The organism is Bacillus sp. SN1, from assembly GCF_002796895.1.
GTDB lineage: Bacteria > Bacillota > Bacilli > Bacillales > Bacillaceae > Bacillus > Bacillus inaquosorum.
Window position 1 is genome coordinate 282,144 of record NZ_PHIE01000001.1, and the last position, 22,659, is coordinate 304,802.

25 protein-coding genes are annotated in these 22,659 nt (G+C 44.3%); 24 read left to right on the plus strand and 1 reads right to left on the minus strand.

Annotation, left to right across the window (positions count from 1 at the left end):
* The first annotated feature begins 6 nt into the window (after nucleotides 1-6).
* From hisC to ypjB, 11 genes are all read left to right on the plus strand, one after another.
* Complete coding sequence (gene hisC, locus CVV77_RS01635) at nucleotides 7-1,089, plus strand: histidinol-phosphate transaminase (RefSeq protein ID WP_100274481.1); 1,083 nt, start codon at nucleotides 7-9, stop codon at nucleotides 1,087-1,089.
* Between the two features lie 48 nt (nucleotides 1,090-1,137).
* Nucleotides 1,138-2,253: a prephenate dehydrogenase gene (locus CVV77_RS01640; protein WP_004398071.1), complete on the plus strand. Its 1,116-nt coding sequence runs from the start codon at nucleotides 1,138-1,140 to the stop codon at nucleotides 2,251-2,253.
* Between the two features lie 11 nt (nucleotides 2,254-2,264).
* Nucleotides 2,265-3,551, plus strand: coding sequence for a 3-phosphoshikimate 1-carboxyvinyltransferase (aroA, locus tag CVV77_RS01645; RefSeq protein WP_100274482.1), 1,287 nt, complete (start codon nucleotides 2,265-2,267; stop codon nucleotides 3,549-3,551).
* Nucleotides 3,552-3,899: 348 nt separating this feature from the next.
* Nucleotides 3,900-5,171, plus strand: a complete 1,272-nt coding sequence (locus CVV77_RS01650) for a tetratricopeptide repeat protein (RefSeq protein WP_100274483.1) — start codon at nucleotides 3,900-3,902, stop codon at nucleotides 5,169-5,171.
* A gap of 71 nt (nucleotides 5,172-5,242) precedes the next feature.
* Nucleotides 5,243-5,782: a ReoY family proteolytic degradation factor gene (locus CVV77_RS01655; protein ID WP_003225551.1), complete on the plus strand. Its 540-nt coding sequence runs from the start codon at nucleotides 5,243-5,245 to the stop codon at nucleotides 5,780-5,782.
* Nucleotides 5,783-5,836: 54 nt separating this feature from the next.
* The gene (locus CVV77_RS01660) at nucleotides 5,837-6,283 is read left to right on the plus strand and encodes a YpiF family protein (protein ID WP_100274484.1); all 447 of its coding nucleotides are present in this window, start codon (nucleotides 5,837-5,839) and stop codon (nucleotides 6,281-6,283) included.
* Nucleotides 6,284-6,425: 142 nt separating this feature from the next.
* The gene (locus CVV77_RS01665; protein WP_004398062.1) at nucleotides 6,426-6,929 is read left to right on the plus strand and encodes a Rieske (2Fe-2S) protein; all 504 of its coding nucleotides are present in this window, start codon (nucleotides 6,426-6,428) and stop codon (nucleotides 6,927-6,929) included.
* A 1-nt stretch (nucleotide 6,930) separates the two neighbouring features.
* Entirely contained in the window at nucleotides 6,931-7,605 is a 675-nt protein-coding gene (gene qcrB / locus CVV77_RS01670; RefSeq protein ID WP_003225560.1) for a menaquinol-cytochrome c reductase cytochrome b subunit, read from the plus strand.
* A 34-nt stretch (nucleotides 7,606-7,639) separates the two neighbouring features.
* A complete protein-coding gene (locus CVV77_RS01675) occupies nucleotides 7,640-8,407 on the plus strand; it encodes a menaquinol-cytochrome c reductase cytochrome b/c subunit (protein WP_004398051.1) in 768 nt (255 codons plus the stop codon).
* 111 nt (nucleotides 8,408-8,518) lie between these two features.
* Entirely contained in the window at nucleotides 8,519-9,112 is a 594-nt protein-coding gene (gene lhaT, locus CVV77_RS01680; protein WP_181280832.1) for a lipoprotein heptaprenylglyceryl N-acetyltransferase LhaT, read from the plus strand.
* A 68-nt stretch (nucleotides 9,113-9,180) separates the two neighbouring features.
* The gene (gene ypjB / locus CVV77_RS01685) at nucleotides 9,181-9,975 is read left to right on the plus strand and encodes a sporulation protein YpjB (RefSeq protein WP_100274485.1); all 795 of its coding nucleotides are present in this window, start codon (nucleotides 9,181-9,183) and stop codon (nucleotides 9,973-9,975) included.
* A 40-nt stretch (nucleotides 9,976-10,015) separates the two neighbouring features.
* On the opposite strand, the gene CVV77_RS01690 is transcribed toward ypjB, so the two are convergent.
* Entirely contained in the window at nucleotides 10,016-10,888 is an 873-nt protein-coding gene (locus CVV77_RS01690) for a YitT family protein (RefSeq protein ID WP_100274486.1), read from the minus strand.
* A gap of 139 nt (nucleotides 10,889-11,027) precedes the next feature.
* Between CVV77_RS01690 and CVV77_RS01695 the strand changes: the two genes are divergently transcribed.
* The 13 genes from CVV77_RS01695 (at nucleotide 11,028) to tseB (ending at nucleotide 22,653) form a co-directional block, all read left to right on the plus strand.
* Complete coding sequence (locus tag CVV77_RS01695) at nucleotides 11,028-11,363, plus strand: nucleotide pyrophosphohydrolase (protein WP_004398044.1); 336 nt, start codon at nucleotides 11,028-11,030, stop codon at nucleotides 11,361-11,363.
* Nucleotides 11,364-11,374: 11 nt separating this feature from the next.
* Nucleotides 11,375-12,178 (plus strand): 4-hydroxy-tetrahydrodipicolinate reductase, encoded by an 804-nt coding sequence (gene dapB / locus CVV77_RS01700; protein ID WP_100274487.1) that lies wholly within the window; start codon nucleotides 11,375-11,377, stop codon nucleotides 12,176-12,178.
* Between the two features lie 15 nt (nucleotides 12,179-12,193).
* Entirely contained in the window at nucleotides 12,194-12,607 is a 414-nt protein-coding gene (mgsA, locus tag CVV77_RS01705; protein ID WP_019258743.1) for a methylglyoxal synthase, read from the plus strand.
* Nucleotides 12,600-13,310 (plus strand): bacillithiol biosynthesis deacetylase BshB1, encoded by a 711-nt coding sequence (bshB1, locus tag CVV77_RS01710; RefSeq protein WP_084992022.1) that lies wholly within the window; start codon nucleotides 12,600-12,602, stop codon nucleotides 13,308-13,310. Before mgsA ends, bshB1 begins: the two co-directional genes overlap by 8 nt.
* On the plus strand, nucleotides 13,307-14,440 hold the full coding sequence (gene bshA / locus CVV77_RS01715) for an N-acetyl-alpha-D-glucosaminyl L-malate synthase BshA (RefSeq protein ID WP_019258741.1): 1,134 nt from the start codon (nucleotides 13,307-13,309) through the stop codon (nucleotides 14,438-14,440). The genes bshB1 and bshA overlap by 4 nt, the downstream gene beginning before the upstream one ends.
* Before the next feature lie 4 nt (nucleotides 14,441-14,444).
* Nucleotides 14,445-15,638, plus strand: a complete 1,194-nt coding sequence (locus tag CVV77_RS01720; RefSeq protein ID WP_100274488.1) for a CCA tRNA nucleotidyltransferase — start codon at nucleotides 14,445-14,447, stop codon at nucleotides 15,636-15,638.
* Nucleotides 15,623-16,600, plus strand: a complete 978-nt coding sequence (locus tag CVV77_RS01725; RefSeq protein ID WP_060398894.1) for a biotin--[acetyl-CoA-carboxylase] ligase — start codon at nucleotides 15,623-15,625, stop codon at nucleotides 16,598-16,600. Before CVV77_RS01720 ends, CVV77_RS01725 begins: the two co-directional genes overlap by 16 nt.
* Nucleotides 16,601-16,845: 245 nt before the next feature.
* Nucleotides 16,846-17,679 (plus strand): 3-methyl-2-oxobutanoate hydroxymethyltransferase, encoded by an 834-nt coding sequence (panB, locus tag CVV77_RS01730; RefSeq protein ID WP_060398893.1) that lies wholly within the window; start codon nucleotides 16,846-16,848, stop codon nucleotides 17,677-17,679.
* Between the two features lies 1 nt (nucleotide 17,680).
* On the plus strand, nucleotides 17,681-18,541 hold the full coding sequence (gene panC / locus CVV77_RS01735; protein WP_100274489.1) for a pantoate--beta-alanine ligase: 861 nt from the start codon (nucleotides 17,681-17,683) through the stop codon (nucleotides 18,539-18,541).
* A 1-nt stretch (nucleotide 18,542) separates the two neighbouring features.
* Nucleotides 18,543-18,926 carry an aspartate 1-decarboxylase gene (gene panD / locus CVV77_RS01740; protein WP_019258737.1) on the plus strand — a complete coding sequence of 128 codons (384 nt, stop codon included), beginning with the start codon at nucleotides 18,543-18,545 and terminating at the stop codon, nucleotides 18,924-18,926.
* A gap of 125 nt (nucleotides 18,927-19,051) precedes the next feature.
* Nucleotides 19,052-21,847, plus strand: coding sequence for an ATP-dependent DNA helicase DinG (gene dinG, locus CVV77_RS01745; protein ID WP_100274490.1), 2,796 nt, complete (start codon nucleotides 19,052-19,054; stop codon nucleotides 21,845-21,847).
* Nucleotides 21,848-21,988: 141 nt separating this feature from the next.
* Nucleotides 21,989-22,159, plus strand: a complete 171-nt coding sequence (locus tag CVV77_RS01750) for a YpmA family protein (RefSeq protein ID WP_003225588.1) — start codon at nucleotides 21,989-21,991, stop codon at nucleotides 22,157-22,159.
* 8 nt (nucleotides 22,160-22,167) lie between these two features.
* Complete coding sequence (gene tseB, locus CVV77_RS01755; protein ID WP_019258735.1) at nucleotides 22,168-22,653, plus strand: cell wall elongation/penicillin-binding protein regulator TseB; 486 nt, start codon at nucleotides 22,168-22,170, stop codon at nucleotides 22,651-22,653.
* The last annotated feature ends 6 nt before the right edge of the window (nucleotides 22,654-22,659 follow it).

Here is a 22,659-nt window from a genome sequence, read left to right on the forward strand (position 1 = left end):
CTGGATTTGCGTATCAAAGAACATTTAAAACAGCTGAAGCCTTATCAGCCTGGAAAGCCAATTGAAGCAGTGAAATCAGAATATGGCTTGGATAAAGTTGTGAAGCTTGCTTCAAACGAGAATCCATACGGCTGTTCAGAAGCTGCAAAAGAGGCGCTTCATCATGAGATTCAACAGCTTGCGCTTTATCCAGACGGATATAGCGCCGCTTTGCGCACAAGGCTCAGTGAGCACCTCAATGTCAGCGAAACATCACTTATTTTCGGAAATGGTTCAGATGAAATCATTCAGATCATCTGCCGGGCATTTTTAAACGATAAAACGAACACGATTACTGCTGCTCCGACTTTTCCGCAATATAAACATAATGCGGTCATTGAAGGTGCTGAAGTTCGTGAAATCGCACTTCGGCCCGACGGCTCACATAATTTAGACGCCATGCTTGAAGCGATTGACGAACAGACACAAGTCGTTTGGATATGCAGCCCAAATAACCCGACAGGCACTTATACATCAGAAGGGGAATTACTCGCATTTCTGGAGCGCGTTCCATCTCGTGTCCTCGTTGTTCTAGACGAAGCATATTATGAATATGTAACAGCAGAGGATTACCCGGAGACTGTGCCGCTCTTAAACAAGTATTCCAATTTGATGATATTACGGACATTTTCAAAGGCTTACGGTCTGGCTGCGCTCAGAGTCGGATACGGAATTGCTGACGAGAACCTGATTCGCCAGATTGAGCCGGCAAGAGAGCCGTTTAACACGAGCCGTCTAGGCCAGGCTGCTGCGATCGCAGCGCTTGATGATCAAGCGTTTATTGCTTCCTGCGTCGAGCAAAATAAAGCAGGCCTTCAGCAATATTATGATTTTGCGAAGACTCATGGTTTAAAGTGCTACCCTTCACAGACAAACTTTGTGTTAATTGACTTTAATCGTCCGGCCGATGAACTGTTTCAGGCTCTGCTGGAAAAAGGCTATATTGTCCGGTCGGGAAATGCATTAGGTTTCCCGACATCACTCCGGATTACGATCGGAACAAAAGAGCAAAATGAAGAAATTCTTGCAATTTTAGCTGAAATTTTGTAAGAGGTGATCAAATATCACCTCTTTAGTCTATAAATCAGGTGATGACATATGAACCAAATCAAAGATACAATATTGCTCGCCGGTCTCGGATTGATAGGCGGTTCGATTGCGTTAGCGATCAAAAAAAAGCATCCCGGCAAACGGATTATCGGAATCGACATCTCTGATGAACAGGTGGTTGCCGCTTTAAAATTAGGTGTGATAGACGAGCGTGCTGATTCGTTTATTAGCGGTGCGAAAGAGGCGGCTACAGTGATCATTGCGACGCCTGTCGCACAAACGCTGCTTATGCTTGATGAGCTGGCTCATTCAGGAATTGAACATAAGCTTTTGATTACCGACGTAGGAAGCACAAAGCAAAAAGTGGTTCATTACGCAGACAAAGTGCTGCCTAGCCGCTATCAATTTGTCGGAGGGCATCCGATGGCAGGTTCACACAAATCAGGAGTGGCCGCTGCGAAGGAGTTCCTGTTTGAAAATGCATTTTATATTTTAACGCCAGGCCATAAAACGGACAGACAAGCGGTAGAGCAGTTAAAAAGCCTGCTGGAGGGGACGAATGCCCATTTTGTGGAAATGTCACCAGAAGAGCATGATGGCGTTACAAGCGTGATCAGTCATTTTCCGCATATTGTCGCAGCAAGCCTTGTTCACCAAACCCATCATTCGGAAGAGCTTTATCCGCTTGTTAAGCGTTTTGCTGCCGGCGGGTTCAGGGATATTACAAGGATTGCATCAAGCAGCCCGGCAATGTGGCGGGATATTCTATTACATAATAAAGATAAAATTTTGGACCGTTTTGATGAGTGGATTCGTGAAATCGAGAAGATTAGGACATATGTAGAACAAGAAGATGCGGAAAATCTATTTCGTTATTTTAAAACGGCCAAGGATTATCGCGACGGGCTGCCGCTTCGGCAGAAGGGCGCGATACCTGCATTTTATGATTTATACGTGGATGTTCCCGATCATCCGGGTGTGATTTCCGAGATAACGGCTATCTTAGCTGCGGAGCGCATCAGTATCACGAATATCCGCATTATTGAAACACGAGAAGATATTAACGGGATTCTAAGAATCAGTTTTCAGTCTGATGACGACCGCAAACGGGCTGAACAATGCATTGAAGCCCGGGCGGAATATGAAACTTTTTATGCTGATTGAGGTGGAAAATAATGAAAAGAGAAAAGGTGCAGGCCTTAAACGGAGAAATACACATTCCTGGTGATAAATCCATTTCACACCGCTCCGTCATGTTCGGTGCACTAGCGAAAGGCACAACAACTGTTAAAAACTTTCTGCCGGGTGCGGATTGTCTGAGCACGATTGATTGCTTTAGAAAAATGGGTGTTGAAATTGAGCAAAACGGCAGCGATGTAGTGATTCACGGAAAAGGAATCGATTCCTTGAGCGAGCCAGAAAGCCTTTTAGATGTCGGAAATTCAGGTACAACGATTCGCCTGATGCTCGGCATTTTGGCGGGCCGTCCATTTTACAGCGCGGTAGCTGGAGATGAGAGCATTGCGAAGCGCCCGATGAAACGTGTCACTGAGCCTTTGAAACAAATGGGGGCTAAAATCGACGGCAGAGCCGGCGGAGAATTTACACCGCTGTCAGTGAGCGGCTCTTCATTAAAAGGAATTGATTATGTATCACCTGTTGCAAGCGCGCAAATTAAATCTGCTGTTTTACTGGCCGGATTACAGGCTGAGGGCACAACAACCGTCACAGAGCCTCATAAATCTCGGAACCATACTGAGCGGATGCTTTCTGCATTTGGCGTTAAACTTTCTGAAGATCAAACGAGTGTTTCCATTGCAGGAGGCCAGAAACTGGAAGCTGCAGATGTTTTTGTTCCTGGAGACATTTCTTCAGCGGCTTTTTTCCTTGCTGCGGGCGCAATTGTTCCAAACAGCAAGATTGTATTGAAAAACGTAGGTTTAAATCCGACTCGGACAGGTATCATTGACGTCCTTCAAAACATGGGGGCAAAACTTGAAATCAAACCGTCTGCTGCCGACAGTGCAGAGCCTTATGGAGATTTGGTCATAGAAACGTCATCTCTAAAAGCGGTTGAAATCGGAGGAGATATCATTCCGCGTTTAATTGATGAAATCCCTATCATCGCGCTTCTTGCAACTCAGGCGGAAGGAACTACCGTTATTAAGGATGCGGCAGAGCTTAAAGTAAAAGAAACAAACCGCATTGACACCGTGGTTTCCGAGCTTCGTAAGCTGGGTGCTGAGATTGAACCGACAGCAGATGGAATGAAGGTTTATGGCAAACAAACACTGAAAGGCGGCGCAACAGTGTCCAGCCATGGAGATCATCGGATCGGAATGATGCTTGGTATCGCTTCCTGTATAACGGAGGAGCCAATTGAAATCGAGCAGACAGATGCCATTCATGTTTCTTATCCAACCTTCTTCGAGCATTTAAATAAGCTTTCAAACAAATCCTGAAGTTCTTGCTTCAGGATTTGTTGTGCAGATTGACTGTAAGAATCATAATTCAAGGGAAAAAAACATAGCTTGTCTTAAGAGGGAAAAGAAAAACGAAAAGGGGGGATGCGCTTTACTTACAAGCCGGCAGGTCATAGAGCTGCTTTACTGTACAGAGGGCGATCTTCCTTTTTTCATTTTCTATCTCAAGATCTTTTGGTAAACTAATAAGACTCAATAATTCCCTGCCGTACAGCAAGCATCTTATTTGCCGGGGACATTCGTCTGAATTATGATAAGATTAACCCGAACAAATAAAGCTTTTTTGTATGGTTGATGTTGTATAGGAAAAGAAAGGACCGGTCCGATTTGAATACATTGATTCAAGAAGCCATAAAATTAGTTGAAGCAGGTGAAACAGAAAAAGGCCTCAACACTCTCTCGAAGGCTGAAAAACAGCTCCATGATGAAGATAAAGCCATCGCTGCCCAGCTTTATTACGAGTGGGGCAATGTAGAAAAAGCAATTTCACTGATCAGTGATTTACATGATTTATATCCAAATGAAACAGAACTGACGAATTTTTACGCTGAACTTTTAATAGATATTGACGAAGAAGAAAAAGCCCTTGCTGTGCTGGAAACCATTCCGGAAACAGATCCATCATACCCGGAAAGTTTGCTGCTTATGGCGGATCTTTATCAAATGCAGGGGTTATTCGAAGTCAGTGAGCAAAAGCTTTTACAGGCAAAGTCCATTCTGGACAATGAACCCGTTATTGATTTTGCGCTGGGCGAACTTTATTTTACTCAGGGAGCTTATGCAAAAGCGGTTCAATATTTTAAAACAACGGCTGAGGAGCAGAGTGAGATCGGAGGCGTTAATGTCCATCAAAGACTGGCAGAATCGTTAAGTGCCTCAGGTGAATTTGAGGATGCCATTCCGTGGTACGAGAAAGCTGTTGATGAGAATCCTGATCCTAATACGATTTTCGGCTATGGGTTTACAGCCCTACAGGCGGGGCTTGTTAAAACAGCTATTAAGCAGCTGTCTGATTTAAAGGAGCTTGATCCATCTTATTCTTCACTTTATATGCCGCTATCGGAAAGTTATGAAGCTGAAGGAATGTATGAAGAGGCATTAAAAACGGCAAAAGAGGGTATCAGATATGATGAATATAACAAAGAGCTTTTCCTCTATGCCGCAAAAATGGCCTTGAAAATCGGGAAGTCAGAAGATGGGAAAAAGCTGCTTCAGGAGGCGCTTGCGCTTGATCCGGGCTTCGTTGAGGCACTTCATACACTTCTTGCCGTGTATCATAAAGAAGAGGATTATGAACAGATCATTGATCTTATTCAAGAGGTGCGCGGCTACGGGGAAGAAGATCCGAAATACAATTGGTATCTTGCGAGCGCATATACCGAATTAGAGCAATACGAGGAAGCAAAACAATCCTTTGAGGCTGCCTTTCTTCACTACCGTGAGGACAGAGATTTCTTATATGAATACGCAAGCTTCCTATTAGAAGAAGGACTTCAAAAAGAAGCACTGCCGCTTTTGAAAAAGGTTCTCGAAATTGACGGAGCCAATGAAGAGCTGGAAGAAACGATTTTGCGAATCGAGGATGAATTTTCTAGATAAGAAGGAATATTCACCATTCGTGTGGAACATATAAGTATATAGATTATACGAACGATAGAGGAGGGAATTACATGCAGACCCCTGTTTCTGTCAATGAGAAAAAGGATTTTATCCGTTGGTTTTTAAACCATTATCAGTTAAAGCGCCGAGAGTGCGTTTGGATCTTGAACTACTTAATGAGCCATGATTCTCTCATGGAGAAGGTTCATTTTGTGGAGCAGGCAGAATTTTGCCCGAGAGGCATTATAATGTCAACACATTGTGTTGAAGAAGTTCCGTTTCGGTTCTATAAAGAGAATGTCATGACAACCGACGCGGAAAAATCTTTTCATGATATTAGATTAAATAAACAGCAGGATTTGTTTATCCAGCTTAATTTCCGTTCAGCTTACAGCTCACCTGAGTATGCGGCGGTGCTGGAGTCTAACCCTCATATTCCGAAGGATCTGTTTGAGAACAAAAAAGATCAGGGGTTGGCTGAACAAATTTTAGAGCACGCTATTTCCACATTCCAAAGAGAAAAATTATTAAAAGACATTGACGACGCGCTAGATCGTCATGATAAAGAAGCATTTGAACAATTATCGCGCCAATTGAATCAGCTCACATAATATGACCAGCCTTGCAGCGTATTGCAAGGCTTGTTGTTGTAAAGGGGGAGAACGATGAGGTGGAGAATCACTGATGCCAAGGACTATTTACAAGCTAAAGATTACATTGATACCGCTGTCATTCCGCTAATTAACATAAAAGTAGGTGTGCATTTCAAAATAACGGCAGAGAAAGGAGAATTCACACAGCTTCTGTCAGATGAACTAGAAAGGCAGTTAAAGGGACGGGTATATTTACTGCCCCCTTATACATATGTTGATAGAAATGAAAAAACCGTTCAAGGACTTAAGGACCTGCGGGAAGAGCTTATATCAGAATTTCCGCATGTTGTACTGCTCACGTCTGACGAAAATTGGAATAGTAAGGATGCGTTAGGCAAAATCATTGTGACACCGTCTGTTCCGTTAGAGCATTTAAATGACTCTTTAAAAAGAAAAATATTAGATGAACGCACTGCTGAAATTTTGAACGTTTTGTTACAGTTGTGGAGCACCTCGTAAAAACACTTACATTTCCTTATGAACAATATTTTGGCTATATTGACCTTGCTGAGAGATTCATATATTATGAGGGTGTCTAGAGTTATTGCAATATTTTCTATTTTAGTCAGTTTGCAGGGGTGACCTAGAGGGGGGAGAAGAGATGGGCGGAAAACATGATATATCCAGACGTCAATTTTTGAATTATACGCTCACAGGCGTAGGGGGTTTTATGGCGGCTAGTATGCTCATGCCTATGGTTCGCTTTGCACTCGACCCGGTATTAAAATCGACAGGAAAGCAGGACATGGTTCAGGTTGTCAGCGTAGATGAGCTGACAAAAGAGCCGCAGCGTTTTGATTTCAAAATTAATCAAGTCGATGCCTGGTATGAGTCAGAAGAGTCAAGATCAGCCTGGGTCTTCAAAAACGGAGATGAAATTGTAGCACTTTCGCCGATTTGTAAGCATTTAGGGTGTACGGTGAACTGGAATAGTGATCCTAAAAACCCGAATAAATTCTTTTGTCCATGCCATTACGGACTCTATGAAAAGGACGGCACCAATGTCCCGGGCACGCCGCCGCTTTCGCCTCTTGATCATTATGAGCAAGAAGTAAAAGACGGCTTCCTGTATCTTGGAAAAGCAAAGCCTAAGGGGGAAGGGTGACATGCTGAACAAAATTTATGACTGGGTAGATGAGCGGCTTGATATTACACCGATGTGGAGGGATATTGCCGATCACGAAGTACCGGAACATGTGAATCCCGCCCATCATTTCTCTGCGTTTGTGTATTGCTTTGGGGGACTGACGTTTTTTGTAACCGTTATCCAAGTGTTATCTGGAATGTTTTTAACGATGTACTATGTGCCTGATATCAAAAATGCCTGGGAATCGGTATATTATTTGCAAAATGAAGTGGCATTCGGCCAGATCGTCAGGGGAATGCACCACTGGGGTGCGAGCCTGGTCATTGTGATGATGTTTTTACATACACTGAGGGTCTTTTTCCAAGGGGCGTATAAAAAGCCGCGCGAGCTGAACTGGATTGTCGGTGTGCTGATCTTTTTTGTCATGCTCGGGCTTGGCTTTACAGGCTACTTGCTGCCTTGGGACATGAAGGCTCTGTTTGCAACAAAAGTCGGGCTGCAGATCGCTGAAGCCACGCCTTTGATCGGGACGCAAGTCAAAACACTCCTTGCGGGGCACCCGGATATTGTAGGCGCCCAAACGCTGACTAGGTTTTTTGCGATCCATGTATTCTTTCTTCCTGCCGCATTGTTCGGGCTGATGGCTGCACATTTTATTATGATCCGGAAGCAGGGGATTTCAGGACCGCTTTAAACTCTTGATCTGCGAATAAAAGGGAGGGGATGACATGCACCGGGGCAAAGGGATGAAATTTGTAGGCGACTCAAGGATACCGGCTGAAAAAAAGCCGAATATACCGAAGGATTATTCGGAGTATCCCGGTAAAACAGAGGCTTTCTGGCCGAATTTCTTGTTGAAGGAATGGATGGTTGGAGCTGTCTTTCTGATCGGTTTTCTTGTTTTGACGATTGTGCATCAGCCGCCTTTGGAGCGGATGGCGGACCCGACTGATACAGGTTATATTCCGCTGCCGGATTGGTATTTTCTTTTCTTATACCAGCTGTTGAAGTATGAATACGCCGCCGGGAGTTTTACAGTCGTCGGCGCCATGATTATGCCGGGACTCGCTTTTGGCGCCCTGCTTTTGGCGCCATTCCTTGACAGAGGAACAGAAAGAAGGCCGTGGAAGCGCCCTGTTGCTGTCGGTATGATGCTTCTGGCCATTTCGGCTGCTGTGTTTTTGACGTGGCAGTCAGTTGCTACTCATGACTGGGCCAAGGCAGAAGAACAGGGGAAAATCACAAAAGAAGCTGACATTGACACCAATGCAGAGGGATATAAGGTATTTAAGGAGCAGGGCTGTATTTCTTGCCATGGCGATAACCTCCAAGGGGGAGCGGCCGGCCCTTCATTGGTTGACAGCGGACTGAAACCGGAAGAAATCAAAAAAATCGCTGTTGAAGGGAAAGGCAAAATGCCGGCGGGTGTGTTTAAAGGGAATGATAAGCAGCTCGAAGAACTTGCGAAATTCATTTCTGAAACAACCGCAAAATAACGTATTGTGAATTGCGAAATGGAAGGATATACTTTTATTATCAAAAGCTGACCCGGCGTCAGCTTTTTTATATGGACACATTATTTTTTACAGACTGAGAGTTGATATGATGTGAAATGGTTTCAATATGTATTAGGACAGCGGACGGTGCTTATTCTGGTCTTAGCCATCAATTTTCTGGGAACGGTTTACGGATACTACTGGTATTTGCCGCAGCTTCTGGAGACACCGGCCCGTTTCCTCGTTTTTGTTCCGGACAGTCCGACAGCAACGTTTTTCTTTCTGTTTGTGCTGCTCGCCTTTATCATGAAACGGAACGCCCCGCTCTTTGAGGCGCTTGCGCTAGTCACCCTCGTAAAGTATGGCCTATGGGCGGTCGTTATGAATTTTCTTGTGCTGGCTGTAACAGGTGACTTGCCGTGGGAGGGATATATGCTGATTGCCTCGCATTTTGCAATGGCAGTCCAAGGCGTATTGTACAGTCCGTATTTTCGTTTTTCTATTTGGCATCTTGCAATTGCTGCCGTCTGGACGCTGCATAACGATGTCATTGATTACTTGTTTGAAATGATGCCGAAGTACTCTATGCTTTCTGATTATATGACTGATATAGGGTACGGAACATTTTGGCTGAGCATCTTTTCAATCGGGCTGGCTTACTTTCTTGTGGTCTCGAAAAAGCAATCAAAGCTTGAGCTGATGTAAAGACAATGTTGGTCTATCCTTGTCCCTTTCTTCATATTCTGTAAGGAGAGAGAGTGGGAGGGACCTGCATGAAACGAAAGCTGACGATCTGTTTGTTGCTTGCTCTTATTTTTTATAATGGAAATGCCAAGGCTGCAGAGCGGGGAAGCCTCGAAGAATTGAACGATTTATCCGATACGGTCTTTCAAATGACCCGCCAGTCGAAATATGAAGAGGCGCTGCAAGTCCTTGCTTACTTTGAAAGAACTTTAAAATCCGCTGAAAAAAAACAGCAAGACCCCATGCTAACCGGAGCCCAAATCCGTCAAATCACACTGGGCTATAACGATATGGTACGGAGTTTAAAGCAGGCTGATACATCAGATACACAAAAACTCAGAGCAGCCGCGCAGTTCAGAATGCTGATGGATGCGGTGGAGAATCGGTCTGATCCGCTTTGGGGATCACTGGAAAAACCGATTATGGAAGCCTTTGCTGAACTGAAGCAGGATGTCCAAAAGAATGAAAGTACGAGCTTTCATGAAAAATGGAATGAATTTATCAGTTTATATGATTTGATTTATCCAAGTCTTACAATCGATGTATCAGAGGATCAGCTTGAAACAGTGGGAAAACATATAGACGTCATTGAGCAAGAGGAATTTCAGCAAATGACTGAGAGCACGAAGCTTGAACGGCTTTCTCTTCTTCAGCATGATCTGAAAAATGTATTTGACAGGGTGGAGGAGGATGATGCCGATCCGTCTTTACTCTGGGTGATCATCACAACCGGCAGTATTATCATTACGGCTCTCACCTATGTCGGCTACAGAAAGTACAAAGCGGAGAAAAACAAGCTGAAAAAACGGGACTACCCTAAATGAGCATGAGGGGCGGCGGCGGCCGCCTTTTTTCTATTAAATGTCAGCGGGGAAGCGGATTTTTATTTTCATCAAGCGTAAATCCTTCTCCGAGTACATCGTGGACATCACTTACTGCCACAAAGGCATGAGGATCAACGGAGTTAATCACACTTTTCAGCATCACCAATTCGTTTTTCGGCACCACACAATAAAGTACATCTATATTCTCTTTTGTATAGGAACCTTGTCCTTTCAAAATGGTGACGCCCCGTTCCATTTCTTCAAGAATCTTTTTCTGGATCAGGTCGTTTTTCGAAGAGATGATGGTCGCCCCTTTAGCAGCGTATCCGCCTTCCTGAATAAAATCAATTAATCTTGCCGCTACAAATACAGCCACCAGGGTATACATCGCTTCTTTATAGGAGAGGTAAGTAAGCAAAGACAAAATGATGACGCAGGCATCGAAAGCGAACATCGTTCTGCCCATCGGAATCCCAAAATACTTATTGACCAAACGGGCAATGATATCAACTCCGCCTGTCGTACCGCCGAACTTAAAAATAATGCCTAATCCGGCTCCGATAAACACGCCGGCAAATAAAGCAGCGAGCGCTAAGTCATGCTGAAGAGGCATATGTATTTCATATCGCTGAAAAATGCTGAGGAACAGAGACAAGGCTACAGTGCCCACAAGGGTGTAAACAAACATTGTTCTGCCAAGCAAACGCCAGCCGATAAAAAAGATCGGAATGTTCAAAACCAGATTCGAGATAGAGGGACTAATGTGGAAAAGAGCATAAAGCAAAAGTGTAATACCTGTAAAACCGCCCTCAGCCAGATTGTTCTGCATATTGAAATGAACCAAGCCAAATGAAAAAATCGCCGCTCCGATTAAAATAAAAAATATGTTTTTTAATCTAATTTCTCCAAGCATCACACAAAACCCCTTTTCCTTCCATTAGATAGCGTTTATATTATAGTGGATGAAAAAGAAAACAGCAAACGTGCTTAAACATTTGTCAAACGTATCTGAATTAGCTAACATGTAAGAGGATGATAGGAGGTTTCGTGCAGTGAGTGATAAAACAATGAAAGACATACAGGCTGAAGTGGACCGTTACATCGGCCAATTTAAAGAAGGATATTTCAGTCCGCTTGCCATGATGGCGAGGCTGACTGAAGAACTGGGCGAGCTTGCCAGAGAAGTCAATCATCGTTATGGAGAAAAACCAAAAAAAGCGACTGAAGATGATAAAAGCATGGAAGAGGAAATGGGCGATGTGCTGTTTGTATTGGTTTGTTTAGCCAACTCTTTAGATATCTCTTTAGAGGAAGCCCACGACCGAGTCATGCATAAATTTAATACGAGAGATAAAGATCGCTGGACCAGAAAAGAAGAAGGAAAGTAGAGGAGATCAAGATGTCAAACGAAACAATTAAAGTAGTCATTGCAGGACCGCGTGGAAGAATGGGGCAGGAAGCTGTTAAATTGGCGGAACGAACACCTCATTTTGACCTTGTCGGGGCCGTAGATCATACATACGACCAGCAAAAATTATCTGATGTGATGTCTGTTGAGTCAGATGCCCTGATTTACACAGATATCCATGCCTGTTTTACAGAAACACAGCCGGATGTCTTAATTGATTTGACTACGCCTGAAATCGGAAAAGTACATACAAAAATTGCATTAGAGCACGGAGTCCGTCCGGTAGTCGGAACAACCGGTTTCTCAGAGGCTGATTTAAAAGAGCTCACGTCTTTAACAGAAGAGAAGGGAATTGGAGCCATCATCGCTCCAAATTTTGCGCTTGGTGCGGTACTGATGATGAAATTTTCGAAAATGGCTGCAAACTACTTTGAGGATGTTGAGATTATTGAGCTTCACCATGACCGGAAGCTTGACGCACCAAGTGGAACTGCGCTTAAAACAGCAGAAATGATTTCAGAGGTTCGTAAAGAAAAGCAGCAAGGACATCCGGATGAAAAAGAAATTCTCCCAGGAGCAAGAGGAGCGGAGCAAAACGGTATCCGCTTGCACAGCGTCCGTCTTCCGGGACTGATTGCACACCAGGAAGTCATGTTCGGCATGGCTGGCCAAACGCTTCAGATCCGCCACGATTCCTATAACCGCGCTTCTTTCATGTCAGGTGTTAAATTGTCAGTCGAACAAGTCATGAAGATTGATCAGCTTGTGTACGGACTGGAAAATATCATTGATTAGACAGGGGGAGAAATGATGAAAATTGCTTTGATCGCGCATGACAAGAAAAAACAGGATATGGTTCAATTCACGACTGCCTATCGGGATATTTTGAGTCATCATGATCTATACGCAACCGGAACAACAGGGTTGAAAATTCAAGAGGCGACAGGTCTTCACATTGAACGTTTCCAATCCGGCCCTTTAGGGGGAGACCAGCAAATCGGTGCGCTGATCGCAGCCAATGCACTCGATCTTGTCATCTTTTTGCGCGACCCGCTGACCGCGCAGCCGCATGAACCGGATGTCTCGGCATTAATCCGTTTATGTGATGTGTATTCCATTCCGCTCGCCACAAATATGGGTACTGCGGAAATTCTTGTCCGCACACTTGATGAAGGTGTTTTTGAATTCCGCAATCTTCTTCGGGGAGAAGAGCCGAATGTATAATGCTGACGTTCTTGCTTTTGGCGCCCACAGTGATGATGTCGAGATCGGAATGGGCGGCACTATAGCGAAGTTTGGCAAACAGGGGAAAAAAGTTATTATATGCGACTTGACCGAAGCGGAACTCTCTTCAAACGGAACGGTTAGCTTACGTAAAGAGGAAGCAGCGGAAGCAGCCCGAATATTAGGTGCAGAAAAAAGAATTCAGCTGACGCTTCCAGACCGCGGCCTGATGATGAGTGATCAGGCAATTCGGGCGATAGTCAGTGTCATCAGAACCTGCCGGCCAAAAGCAGTCTTTATGCCGTATAAAAAGGATCGACATCCCGATCACGGCAATGCGGCAGCACTGGTGGAAGAAGCAATCTTTTCCGCCGGAATCCATAAATATAAAGATGAAAAAAGCCTTCCCGCGCATAAAGTAAGCAAGATTTACTATTATATGATAAATGGTTTTCATCAGCCGGATTTTGTCATTGATATCTCGGATACAATAGAGGCCAAGAAACAAAGCCTTAATGCCTACAAAAGCCAGTTTATACCGTCAAAGGATTCAGTTTCAACACCTCTGACAAATGGCTATATCGAGATCGTTGAAGCGAGAGAAAAGCTTTACGGTAAAGAAGCGGGAGTGGGGTATGCCGAAGGTTTCTTTTCCAAACGGATGCTGATGCTTGATCATGATGTGCTTGGGGGAGAACAATGAAAAAACTAAAAATAGGGATCACATGCTATCCGAGCGTCGGAGGCTCAGGTATCATTGCGACAGAACTGGGGAAGCAGCTTGCTGAAAAAGGACATGAAATCCATTTTATCACGTCAAGCATTCCGTTTAGACTGAATACATATCATCCCAATATTCATTTTCATGAAGTTGAGGTTAATCAATATGCTGTTTTTAAGTATCCGCCGTATGACTTGACATTGGCAAGCAAAATCGCCGAGGTGGCGGAACGGGAGAATTTAGACATTATCCATGCTCACTACGCTCTCCCGCATGCGGTTTGCGCCTATCTTGCAAAGCAGATGCTGAAACGCAATATCGGCATTGTGACCACTTTGCACGGTACGGATATCACGGTGTTAGGGTATGACCCGTCTCTAAAAGATCTGATCCGTTTTGCCATTGAGGCATCAGACAGGGTGACAGCTGTCTCCTCAGCGCTTGCAGCTGAAACATACGATTTAATTAAACCGGAGAAAAAAATCGAAACGATTTATAACTTTATAGATGAGCGCGTGTATCTGAAGAAAAACACAGCGGTGATTAAAGAGAAACATGGTATTTTACCAGACGAAAAAGTCGTCATCCACGTGTCTAACTTCAGAAAGGTTAAACGTGTGCAGGATGTCATCCGAGTGTTCCGGAATATCGCCGGCAAAACGAAAGCAAAATTACTTTTAGTCGGAGACGGTCCGGAGAAATCGACAGCCTGTGAGCTTGTCAGAAAATATGGATTGGAAAACCAAGTCTTAATGCTTGGAAATCAAGATCGTGTTGAGGAGCTTTATTCCATTAGCGATTTGAAGCTGCTGCTGTCTGAAAAAGAAAGTTTCGGGCTTGTCCTGCTTGAAGCGATGGCTTGCGGAGTGCCTTGTATCGGAACAAACATTGGCGGTATCCCGGAGGTTATTAAGAATAATGTGAGCGGATTTTTGGTGGATGTCGGCGATGTTGCAGCCGCAACAGCCAGCGCGATGCGTATTTTAGAAGATGAACAGCTAAGCAAGCGGTTTACAGAGGCGGCAATGGAAATGCTTAAAAATGAATTTTCTTCACAAAAAATTGTCAGCCAATATGAACAGATTTATGCCGATTTAGCAGAACCGGAGTGATCACATGGAACAAGTTTTTATCAAAGCGCTTCCCGTGCTCCGCACTTTAATCGAAGCGGGCCACCAGGCTTATTTTGTCGGTGGCGCAGTTCGTGACAGCTATATGAAACGAACGATCGGAGATGTCGATATCGCGACTGATGCGGCTCCGGATCAAGTAGAACGGCTGTTTCAGCGAACAGTTGATGTAGGAAAAGAGCACGGGACCATTATTGTGCTCTGGGAAGGTGAAACCTATGAAGTCACTACATTCCGGACTGAATCAGAGTATGAAGATTATAGAAGGCCATCAGATGTGCAATTTATCACATCTTTAGAAGAGGATTTAAAACGCAGAGATTTGACGATTAATGCGATGGCCATGACAGCTGACGGGCAGGTGCTTGATTATTTTGGCGGTAAGAAAGATATTGATCAGAGGCTGATTCGAACCGTCGGAAAGCCTGAGGACAGATTTCAAGAAGATGCGCTTCGTATGCTGAGAGCCGTACGCTTTATGAGTCAGCTTGGCTTTACGCTTTCACTTGAAACAGAAGAAGCGATCACGAAGGAAAAAACACTCCTATCCCATGTTTCAGTCGAGCGAAAAACTATAGAGTTCGAAAAGTTGCTGCAGGGAAGAGCGTCCCGCCAAGCGCTTCAAACGCTCATTCAAACGGGGCTGTATGAGGAACTTCCTGGTTTTTACCATAAACGAGAGAACCTGATTGCGGCGAGTAACTTTCCATTTTTCTTTTTAACATCCCGTGAGGAGCTTTGGGCTGCGCTTTTAATTGACCTTGACATAGACTTGAAAGATGCGCCGCTTTTCCTGAAAGCCTGGAAGCTCCCGGGAAAGGTGATGAAGGAAGCCATTCACATTGCCCATACGTTTGGCCAGAACCTTGACGCTATGTCAATGTACAAGGCTGGGGAAAAGGCACTGCTTTCAGCAGCCAAAATAGCGCAGCTTCGGGAAAATGAAAAACTGGATGAAGAAAAACTGAAAGACATTCAAAACGCTTATCAAAGCCTGCCGATCAAAAGCCTCAAGGATCTTGATTTCACGGGTAAGGATTTGCTTGCGCTTCGAAACCGGCCTGCCGGAAAATGGGTGTCGGAAGAATTACAGCAGATCGAGCAGGCAGTTGTGACGGGAAAGCTCTCCAATCAAAAGAACCACATAGAGGAGTGGCTGAAGACATGCGGTCAACATTAAGAAAAGATCTTATTGAATTATTTTCTCAGGCCGGAAATGAATTTATTTCCGGCCAAAAAATCAGTGATGCCCTCGGCTGTTCCAGAACTGCTGTGTGGAAGCATATTGAAGAGCTTCGGAAAGAGGGCTATGAAGTAGAAGCCGTCAGAAGAAAAGGATATCGGCTCATCAAAAAGCCCGGGAAACTCAGTGAAAGCGAAATTCGCTTCGGACTGAAAACGGATGTGATGGGCCAGCATCTTATTTATCATGACGTTCTTTCGAGCACGCAAAAAACGGCGCATGAGCTTGCGAATGATAACGCACCGGAAGGCACCCTCGTGGTGGCTGACAAACAAACAGCCGGAAGGGGTCGAATGTCTAGGGTGTGGCATTCTCAAGAGGGAAACGGCATTTGGATGAGCCTGATTTTGCGGCCAGACATTCCGCTCCAAAAAACACCGCAGCTCACACTGCTTGCTGCAATAGCTGTTGTGCAGGGAATAGAAGAGGCAGCAGGCATCCAGACGGACATTAAATGGCCTAATGATATTTTAATTAACGGAAAAAAAACAGTCGGCATCTTAACAGAAATGCAGGCCGAGGAAGACCGCGTACGTTCAGTCATCATCGGGATGGGCATTAATGTTAACCAGCAGCCGGACGATTTTCCAGATGAACTGAAGGACATCGCGACAAGCCTCAGCCAAGCTGCCGGAGAAAAAATTGACCGGGCCGGCGTCATCCAGCATATTTTACTTTGCTTTGAAAAACGGTACCGGGATTATATGAATCACGGTTTTACACCGATTAAGCTTTTATGGGAAAGCTATGCGCTGGGAATCGGCACTAATATGAGGGCCAGAACGTTAAACGGAACATTTTACGGGAAGGCACTAGGTATAGATGATGAAGGTGTTCTTCTATTAGAAACGAAGGAAGGCATTAAAAAAATCTATTCTGCCGATATAGAATTGGGTTAATGTGTTGGTACAAGCCCGTTGATTTTGGTATACTTCCATTGGGCAGTATCGCCTGCGAACTGCACCTATTATAAAAATAGATAGACATTGCAGCAGTCTGCCTTGATCCAAAAAAGGACTGGGACAGAGGGATGAAACTCGCCGAACTTTAGAAAGTGAAGAATCCTTCTCGTTGTAACGGAAGGTTTTTTGGCTTGTAAAAGAAAACGGCAGCTCATCTCCTCTAAACATGAGGAGGAGAAAACATGAAAACAAAATTGGATTTTCTAAAAATGAAGGAGTCTGAAGAACCGATTGTGATGCTGACCGCTTATGATTATCCAGCGGCTAAGCTGGCTGAACAAGCGGGAGTCGACATGATTTTAGTCGGTGATTCACTCGGAATGGTCGTCCTCGGCCTTGATTCAACTGTCGGTGTGACAGTTGCGGACATGATCCATCATACAAAAGCGGTTAAAAGGGGCGCGCCGAATACATTTATCGTAACGGATATGCCGTTTATGTCTTATCACCTGTCTAAGGAAGATACGCTGAAAAATGCGGCTGCGATCGTTCAGGAAAGCGGAGCTGACGCGCTGAAGCTTGAGGGCGGAGAAGGCGTGTTTGAATCCATTCGCGCATTGACGCTCGGAGGCATTCCGGTAGTCAGTCACTTAGGCCTGACACCGCAGTCAGTCGGTGTATTGGGCGGATATAAAGTACAGGGCAAAGACGAACAAAGCGCTAAAAAATTAATAGAAGACAGTATAAAATGCGAAGAAGCAGGAGCTATGATGCTTGTACTGGAATGTGTTCCTGCAGAACTCACAGCCAAAATTGCCGAAATGCTAAGCATACCGGTCATCGGAATCGGGGCTGGTGTGAAAGCGGACGGACAAGTTCTTGTTTATCATGATATTATCGGCCACGGTGTTGAAAGAACACCTAAATTTGTAAAACAATATACGCGAATTGACGAAACAATCGAAACAGCAATCAGCGGATATGTCCATGATGTAAGACATCGTGCTTTCCCTGAACAAAAGCATTCCTTTCAAATGAACCAGACAGTGCTTGACGGCTTGTATGGAGGAAAATAAGATGAGACAGATTACAGATATTTCACAGCTGAAAGAAGCCATAAGACAATATCAATCAGAGGGGAAGTCAGTCGGATTTGTTCCGACGATGGGGTTTTTGCATGAGGGGCATTTAACCTTGGCAGACAAAGCAAGACAAGAAAATGACGCCGTGGTTATGAGTATCTTTGTGAATCCTGCGCAATTCGGTCCTAATGAAGATTTTGCAGCATATCCGCGCAATATTGAGCGGGATGCGGCCCTTGCAGAAAACGCCGGAGTCGATATTCTTTTTACGCCTGATGCTCATGACATGTATCCTGGTGAAAAGAATGTCACAATTCACGTTGAAAGACGCACAGACGTTTTATGCGGTCGTTCAAGAGAAGGCCATTTTGACGGGGTTGCAATCGTACTGACGAAGCTGTTCAACCTTGTGCAGCCGACCCGCGCCTATTTCGGTTTAAAGGATGCACAGCAGGTGGCTGTTGTTGATGGCTTAATCAGCGATTTCTTCATGAATATTGAATTGGTTGCTGTCGATACGGTCAGAGAGGAAGACGGCTTAGCCAAAAGCTCCCGCAATGTATACTTAACAGCTGAGGAAAGAAAAGAAGCGCCTAAGCTCTATCAGGCACTTCAAACAAGTGCGGAGCTGATCAGAGCGGGTGAAAGAGATCCTGAAGCGGTGATAAATGCTGCGAAAGAAATCATTGAAACGACAAGCGGCACCATTGACTATGTAGAGCTTTATTCCTATCCGGAACTCGAGCCTGTGAACAACATTGAAGGAAAGATGATTTTGGCTGTTGCAGTTGCTTTTTCAAAAGCGCGTTTAATAGATAATATCATTATTGATATTCGAGAAATGGAGAGAATATAATATGTATCGCACGATGATGAGCGGAAAGCTTCACAGGGCAACCGTTACGGAAGCAAACCTAAACTATGTGGGAAGCATTACAATTGATGAAGACCTCATTGATGCAGTGGGAATGCTTCCTAATGAAAAAGTGCAAATTGTAAATAATAATAATGGAGCACGTCTGGAAACGTATATTATTCCTGGTAAACGCGGAAGCGGCGTCATCTGCTTAAACGGTGCAGCCGCACGCCTTGTGCAGGAAGGCGATAAGGTTATTATTATTTCCTACAAAATGATGTCTGATCAAGAAGCGGCAAGCCACCAGCCGAAAGTGGCTGTTCTGAATGATCAAAACAAAATTGAACAAATGCTGGGGAATGAACCAGCCCACACAATTTTGTAGAAGAAAAGCCCCCTTTATCGGGGGTTTTCTTTTAAGATTTTGAGAGTAAAACGGTTTTGCCGCTCCATTTCCGTACAAAACGTGTTACACTTTTGTCGTATGCAAGAATTGAGGTGTCCATTTTAATGAATAAGCAACGGTTCGTTGTTATAGATGTAGAAACAACAGGGAATTCGCCGAAGAAAGGCGATAAAATCATACAAATCGCAGCGGTTGTAATCGAAAATGGACAAATTACTGAGCGGTTTTCAAAATACATTAATCCAAATAAATCCATTCCTGCTTTTATTGAGCAGCTTACTGGAATCTCCAATCAAATGGTAGAGCATGAACAGCCGTTTGAAGCTGTGGCTGAAGAAGTGTTCCATTTGCTTGACGGCGCTTATTTTGTCGCCCACAATATCCATTTCGACCTTGGATTTGTCAAGTATGAGTTACATAAGGCGGGCTTTCAGCTTCCGGATTGTGAAGTGCTGGATACTGTCGAGCTCTCCCGGATTGTTTTTCCGGGGTTTGAGGGATATAAGCTGACCGAATTAAGCGAGGAGCTTCAGCTGCGGCACGATCAGCCGCATCGGGCTGACAGCGACGCTGAAGTTACAGGGCTTATTTTTTTGGAAATCCTTGAAAAGTTGCGGCAGCTTCCTTATCCGACATTAAAACAGTTAAGAAGGCTTTCGCAGCATTTTATCAGTGATCTGACGCATTTGTTGGATATGTTCATTTATGAAAACAGACATACCGAAATAACGGGTTATGTGCGCTTTTCTTCCTTTTCTGTCAGAGAACCTGAATCTATCGATGGACGTGTCAATGAAGACGGGAACTTCTCATTTGAGATCGAAAATTGGGAAGCGGGAAATGAAAAAGCGCTGTCTGAGTTAATGCCTGGGTATGAAAAAAGAGACGGCCAAATGATGATGATAAAAGAGGTGGCTGAAGCGTTTGCTAATCGTGAGCATGCGCTGATTGAAGCTCCTCCGGGAATTGGAAAAACGATTGGCTACCTTATTCCGGCTGCGCTTTTTGCCAAGAAATCAAAAAAGCCGGTTATTATCAGCACGTATTCAACTCTTTTGCAGCAGCAGATTTTGACAAAGGATTTGCCGATTGTCCAAGACCTGTTTCCATTTCCGGTAACAGCGGCAATTTTAAAAGGGCAATCGCATTATTTATGCCTGTCTAAATTCGAGCAGGTCCTTCATGAAGACGATGATAACTATGATGCCGTATTGACAAAGGCACAGCTCCTCGTTTGGCTGACAGAGACAAACACAGGAGATGTAGCGGAGCTGAATTTGCCTTCAGGCGGAAAATTGCTGTGGGACAGATTGGCTTATGACGATGACTCCTACAAAAGAAGTCGCAATGAGAGTGTAACCGGCTTTTATGAGCGGGCCAAACAGATTGCCATGCGTTCCGATTTGGTGATCACCAACCACTCCCTTTTGCTGACCGATGAAGGCAGCCAGAAAAAAAGGCTACCGGAAAGCGGTACATTTATTATCGATGAAGCACATCATTTTGAACGGGCTGCAAGCGAACATTTAGGGAAAAGAGCCACGTACATAGAATTGCATTCTAAATTGAGCAGAATCGGCACTCTGAAGGAGCAGGGACTTCTAAAAAAGATGAGACAGCTATTTCAGCGAAACAGCCTGCCGGTTGATTCATTTTTCGAATTGGAAGAGTGGATTCAGCACATTCAAGCAGAAAGTGATGCTTTCTTCAGCTCTGTGCATTCTTTTGTCAAACGAAGAAAACCTAAAGAAGACTTAAACCGTCTAGTCTTTAAGGTGAACAAAGAAAGCCAAGATAAAAGCTGGCCGATTTTAACGGATGGAGCGGAGAGGCTTTGTTCCATGCTGACACATCTGCAGCAGCTTTTTGAGGCACAGTCTGCCCTGATGGAAAAACACCTCACTAGTATGAAGAACAAAACCGTCTTTTTAGCTGATGAATATCAAAGAAGCATGAAAGGTTTGCAGCGTTACTGTCAAACGTTGCAGAAGCTGTTCTTTGAGTCTGATGATGATGAAGCGGTTTGGATTGAAATAGACGCAAAGGGAGCAAAAAATGCGGTGGCCATTTACGCACAGCCGCTTGAACCTGGTGAACTTCTGGCTGATCAGTTTTTCGCGCGCAAAAATAGTGTGGTGTTAACATCTGCAACTCTTACTGTCGAAGATTCTTTTCAATTTATGATTGAACGACTGGGACTGGGTGACTTTTTCCCGCGGACCATGAGAATTGAGTCGCCTTTTTCTTACGATGAGCGCATGCGTGTGATGATTCCAAAAGAAATGAAATCAATTCAAGATACGGGGCAAACTGAATTTATACAGGATACGGCCCGTTATATCGAATTAATGGCAAAGGAAAAACAGCCCAAAATCCTTGTGCTGTTTACATCCCATGATATGCTGAAAAAGGTTCATCAGGTGCTTAAGCAAGCGATAAGTGCTTCCGGAATTCAGCTCTTGGCACAAGGAATTACAGGCGGAAGTCCCGGCAAGCTGATGAAAACTTTTAAAACATCCAATCAGGCGATCCTGCTTGGCACAAATCACTTTTGGGAAGGCGTTGATTTCCCTGGTGATGAGCTGACAACAGTAATGATCGTGAAGCTTCCATTCCGGTCCCCTGATCATCCGCTTCATGCTGCGAAATGTGAGCTTGCCCGCAAAAAAGGGCTGAATCCGTTTCAAACAGTATCACTTCCGGAAGCTGTGCTGACCTTTAGGCAAGGAATCGGCCGTTTGCTGCGGACAGCGGGGGACAAAGGGACGATTGTCATATTGGACAGACGGATTAAAACGGCTGGTTACGGGCGGCTGTTTCTTGATGCCCTGCCGACAACCTCCGTATCTGAAATGACAGACAGCGAGCTTGAGGCTTATGTTGCAGGGAAAAATGAATAAAAGCCGCATAAAGCGGCTTTCCGGTGTGGGAGTAGGATGGTGTTTTATTTAAAAGCGGTTTTGCCGCTCTGTGATACTAGTATGGCGTGTCCTGAAATGGAGTATGACTAACAATATTTGTTCAAACTGGAGGATGAAATAATGGAAAGCAAAATCGAAATTCTTTCAACAATTAATGTAGAGCATTCTGATGACCTGTATAAAATTGTAGACACACTGAATCGGACACTGAAAAGAGACAATCTGATGTTCGGCCTTGCGCTGGATGAAGAAAACAAAAACCAAGCCGTTTTTACCATTTATCGTACGTAGGTGAGAAGATGAGAAAAAAAGCATTAATATTTACCGTCATTTTTGGTATTATTTTTTTAGCAGTACTTCTTGTCTCGGCAAGCATTTATAAATCGGCCATGGCACAAAAGGAAGAGGGGCACGAAGCAGCAGCTGCTGAAGCTAAAAAAGAAACCGATCTCACCAGCGTTGATCAAGTCGAAACATTTGTCGGAAAAGAAAAATATTATGTCGTAAAGGGAACGGACAAAAAAGGCAGCAAATTATATGTCTGGGTTCCTGCTGATAAAAAAGCAAAAATTCTCTCAAAAGAAGCAAAAGAGGGAATCTCGGAAGACAAAGCGGCGAAAATCATACAGGATGAAGGGCTGGTTTCAAAGCAAAAAGAGGTTCACCTGGCAAGAGAAGGAAATGTCCTGCTTTGGGAAGTAACGTACTTAGACAAAGAAGGTCAATACAGTTTAAGTTATGTGGACTTTACAACTGGAAAGATTCTCAAAAATATCACGCCTTAAGACGAA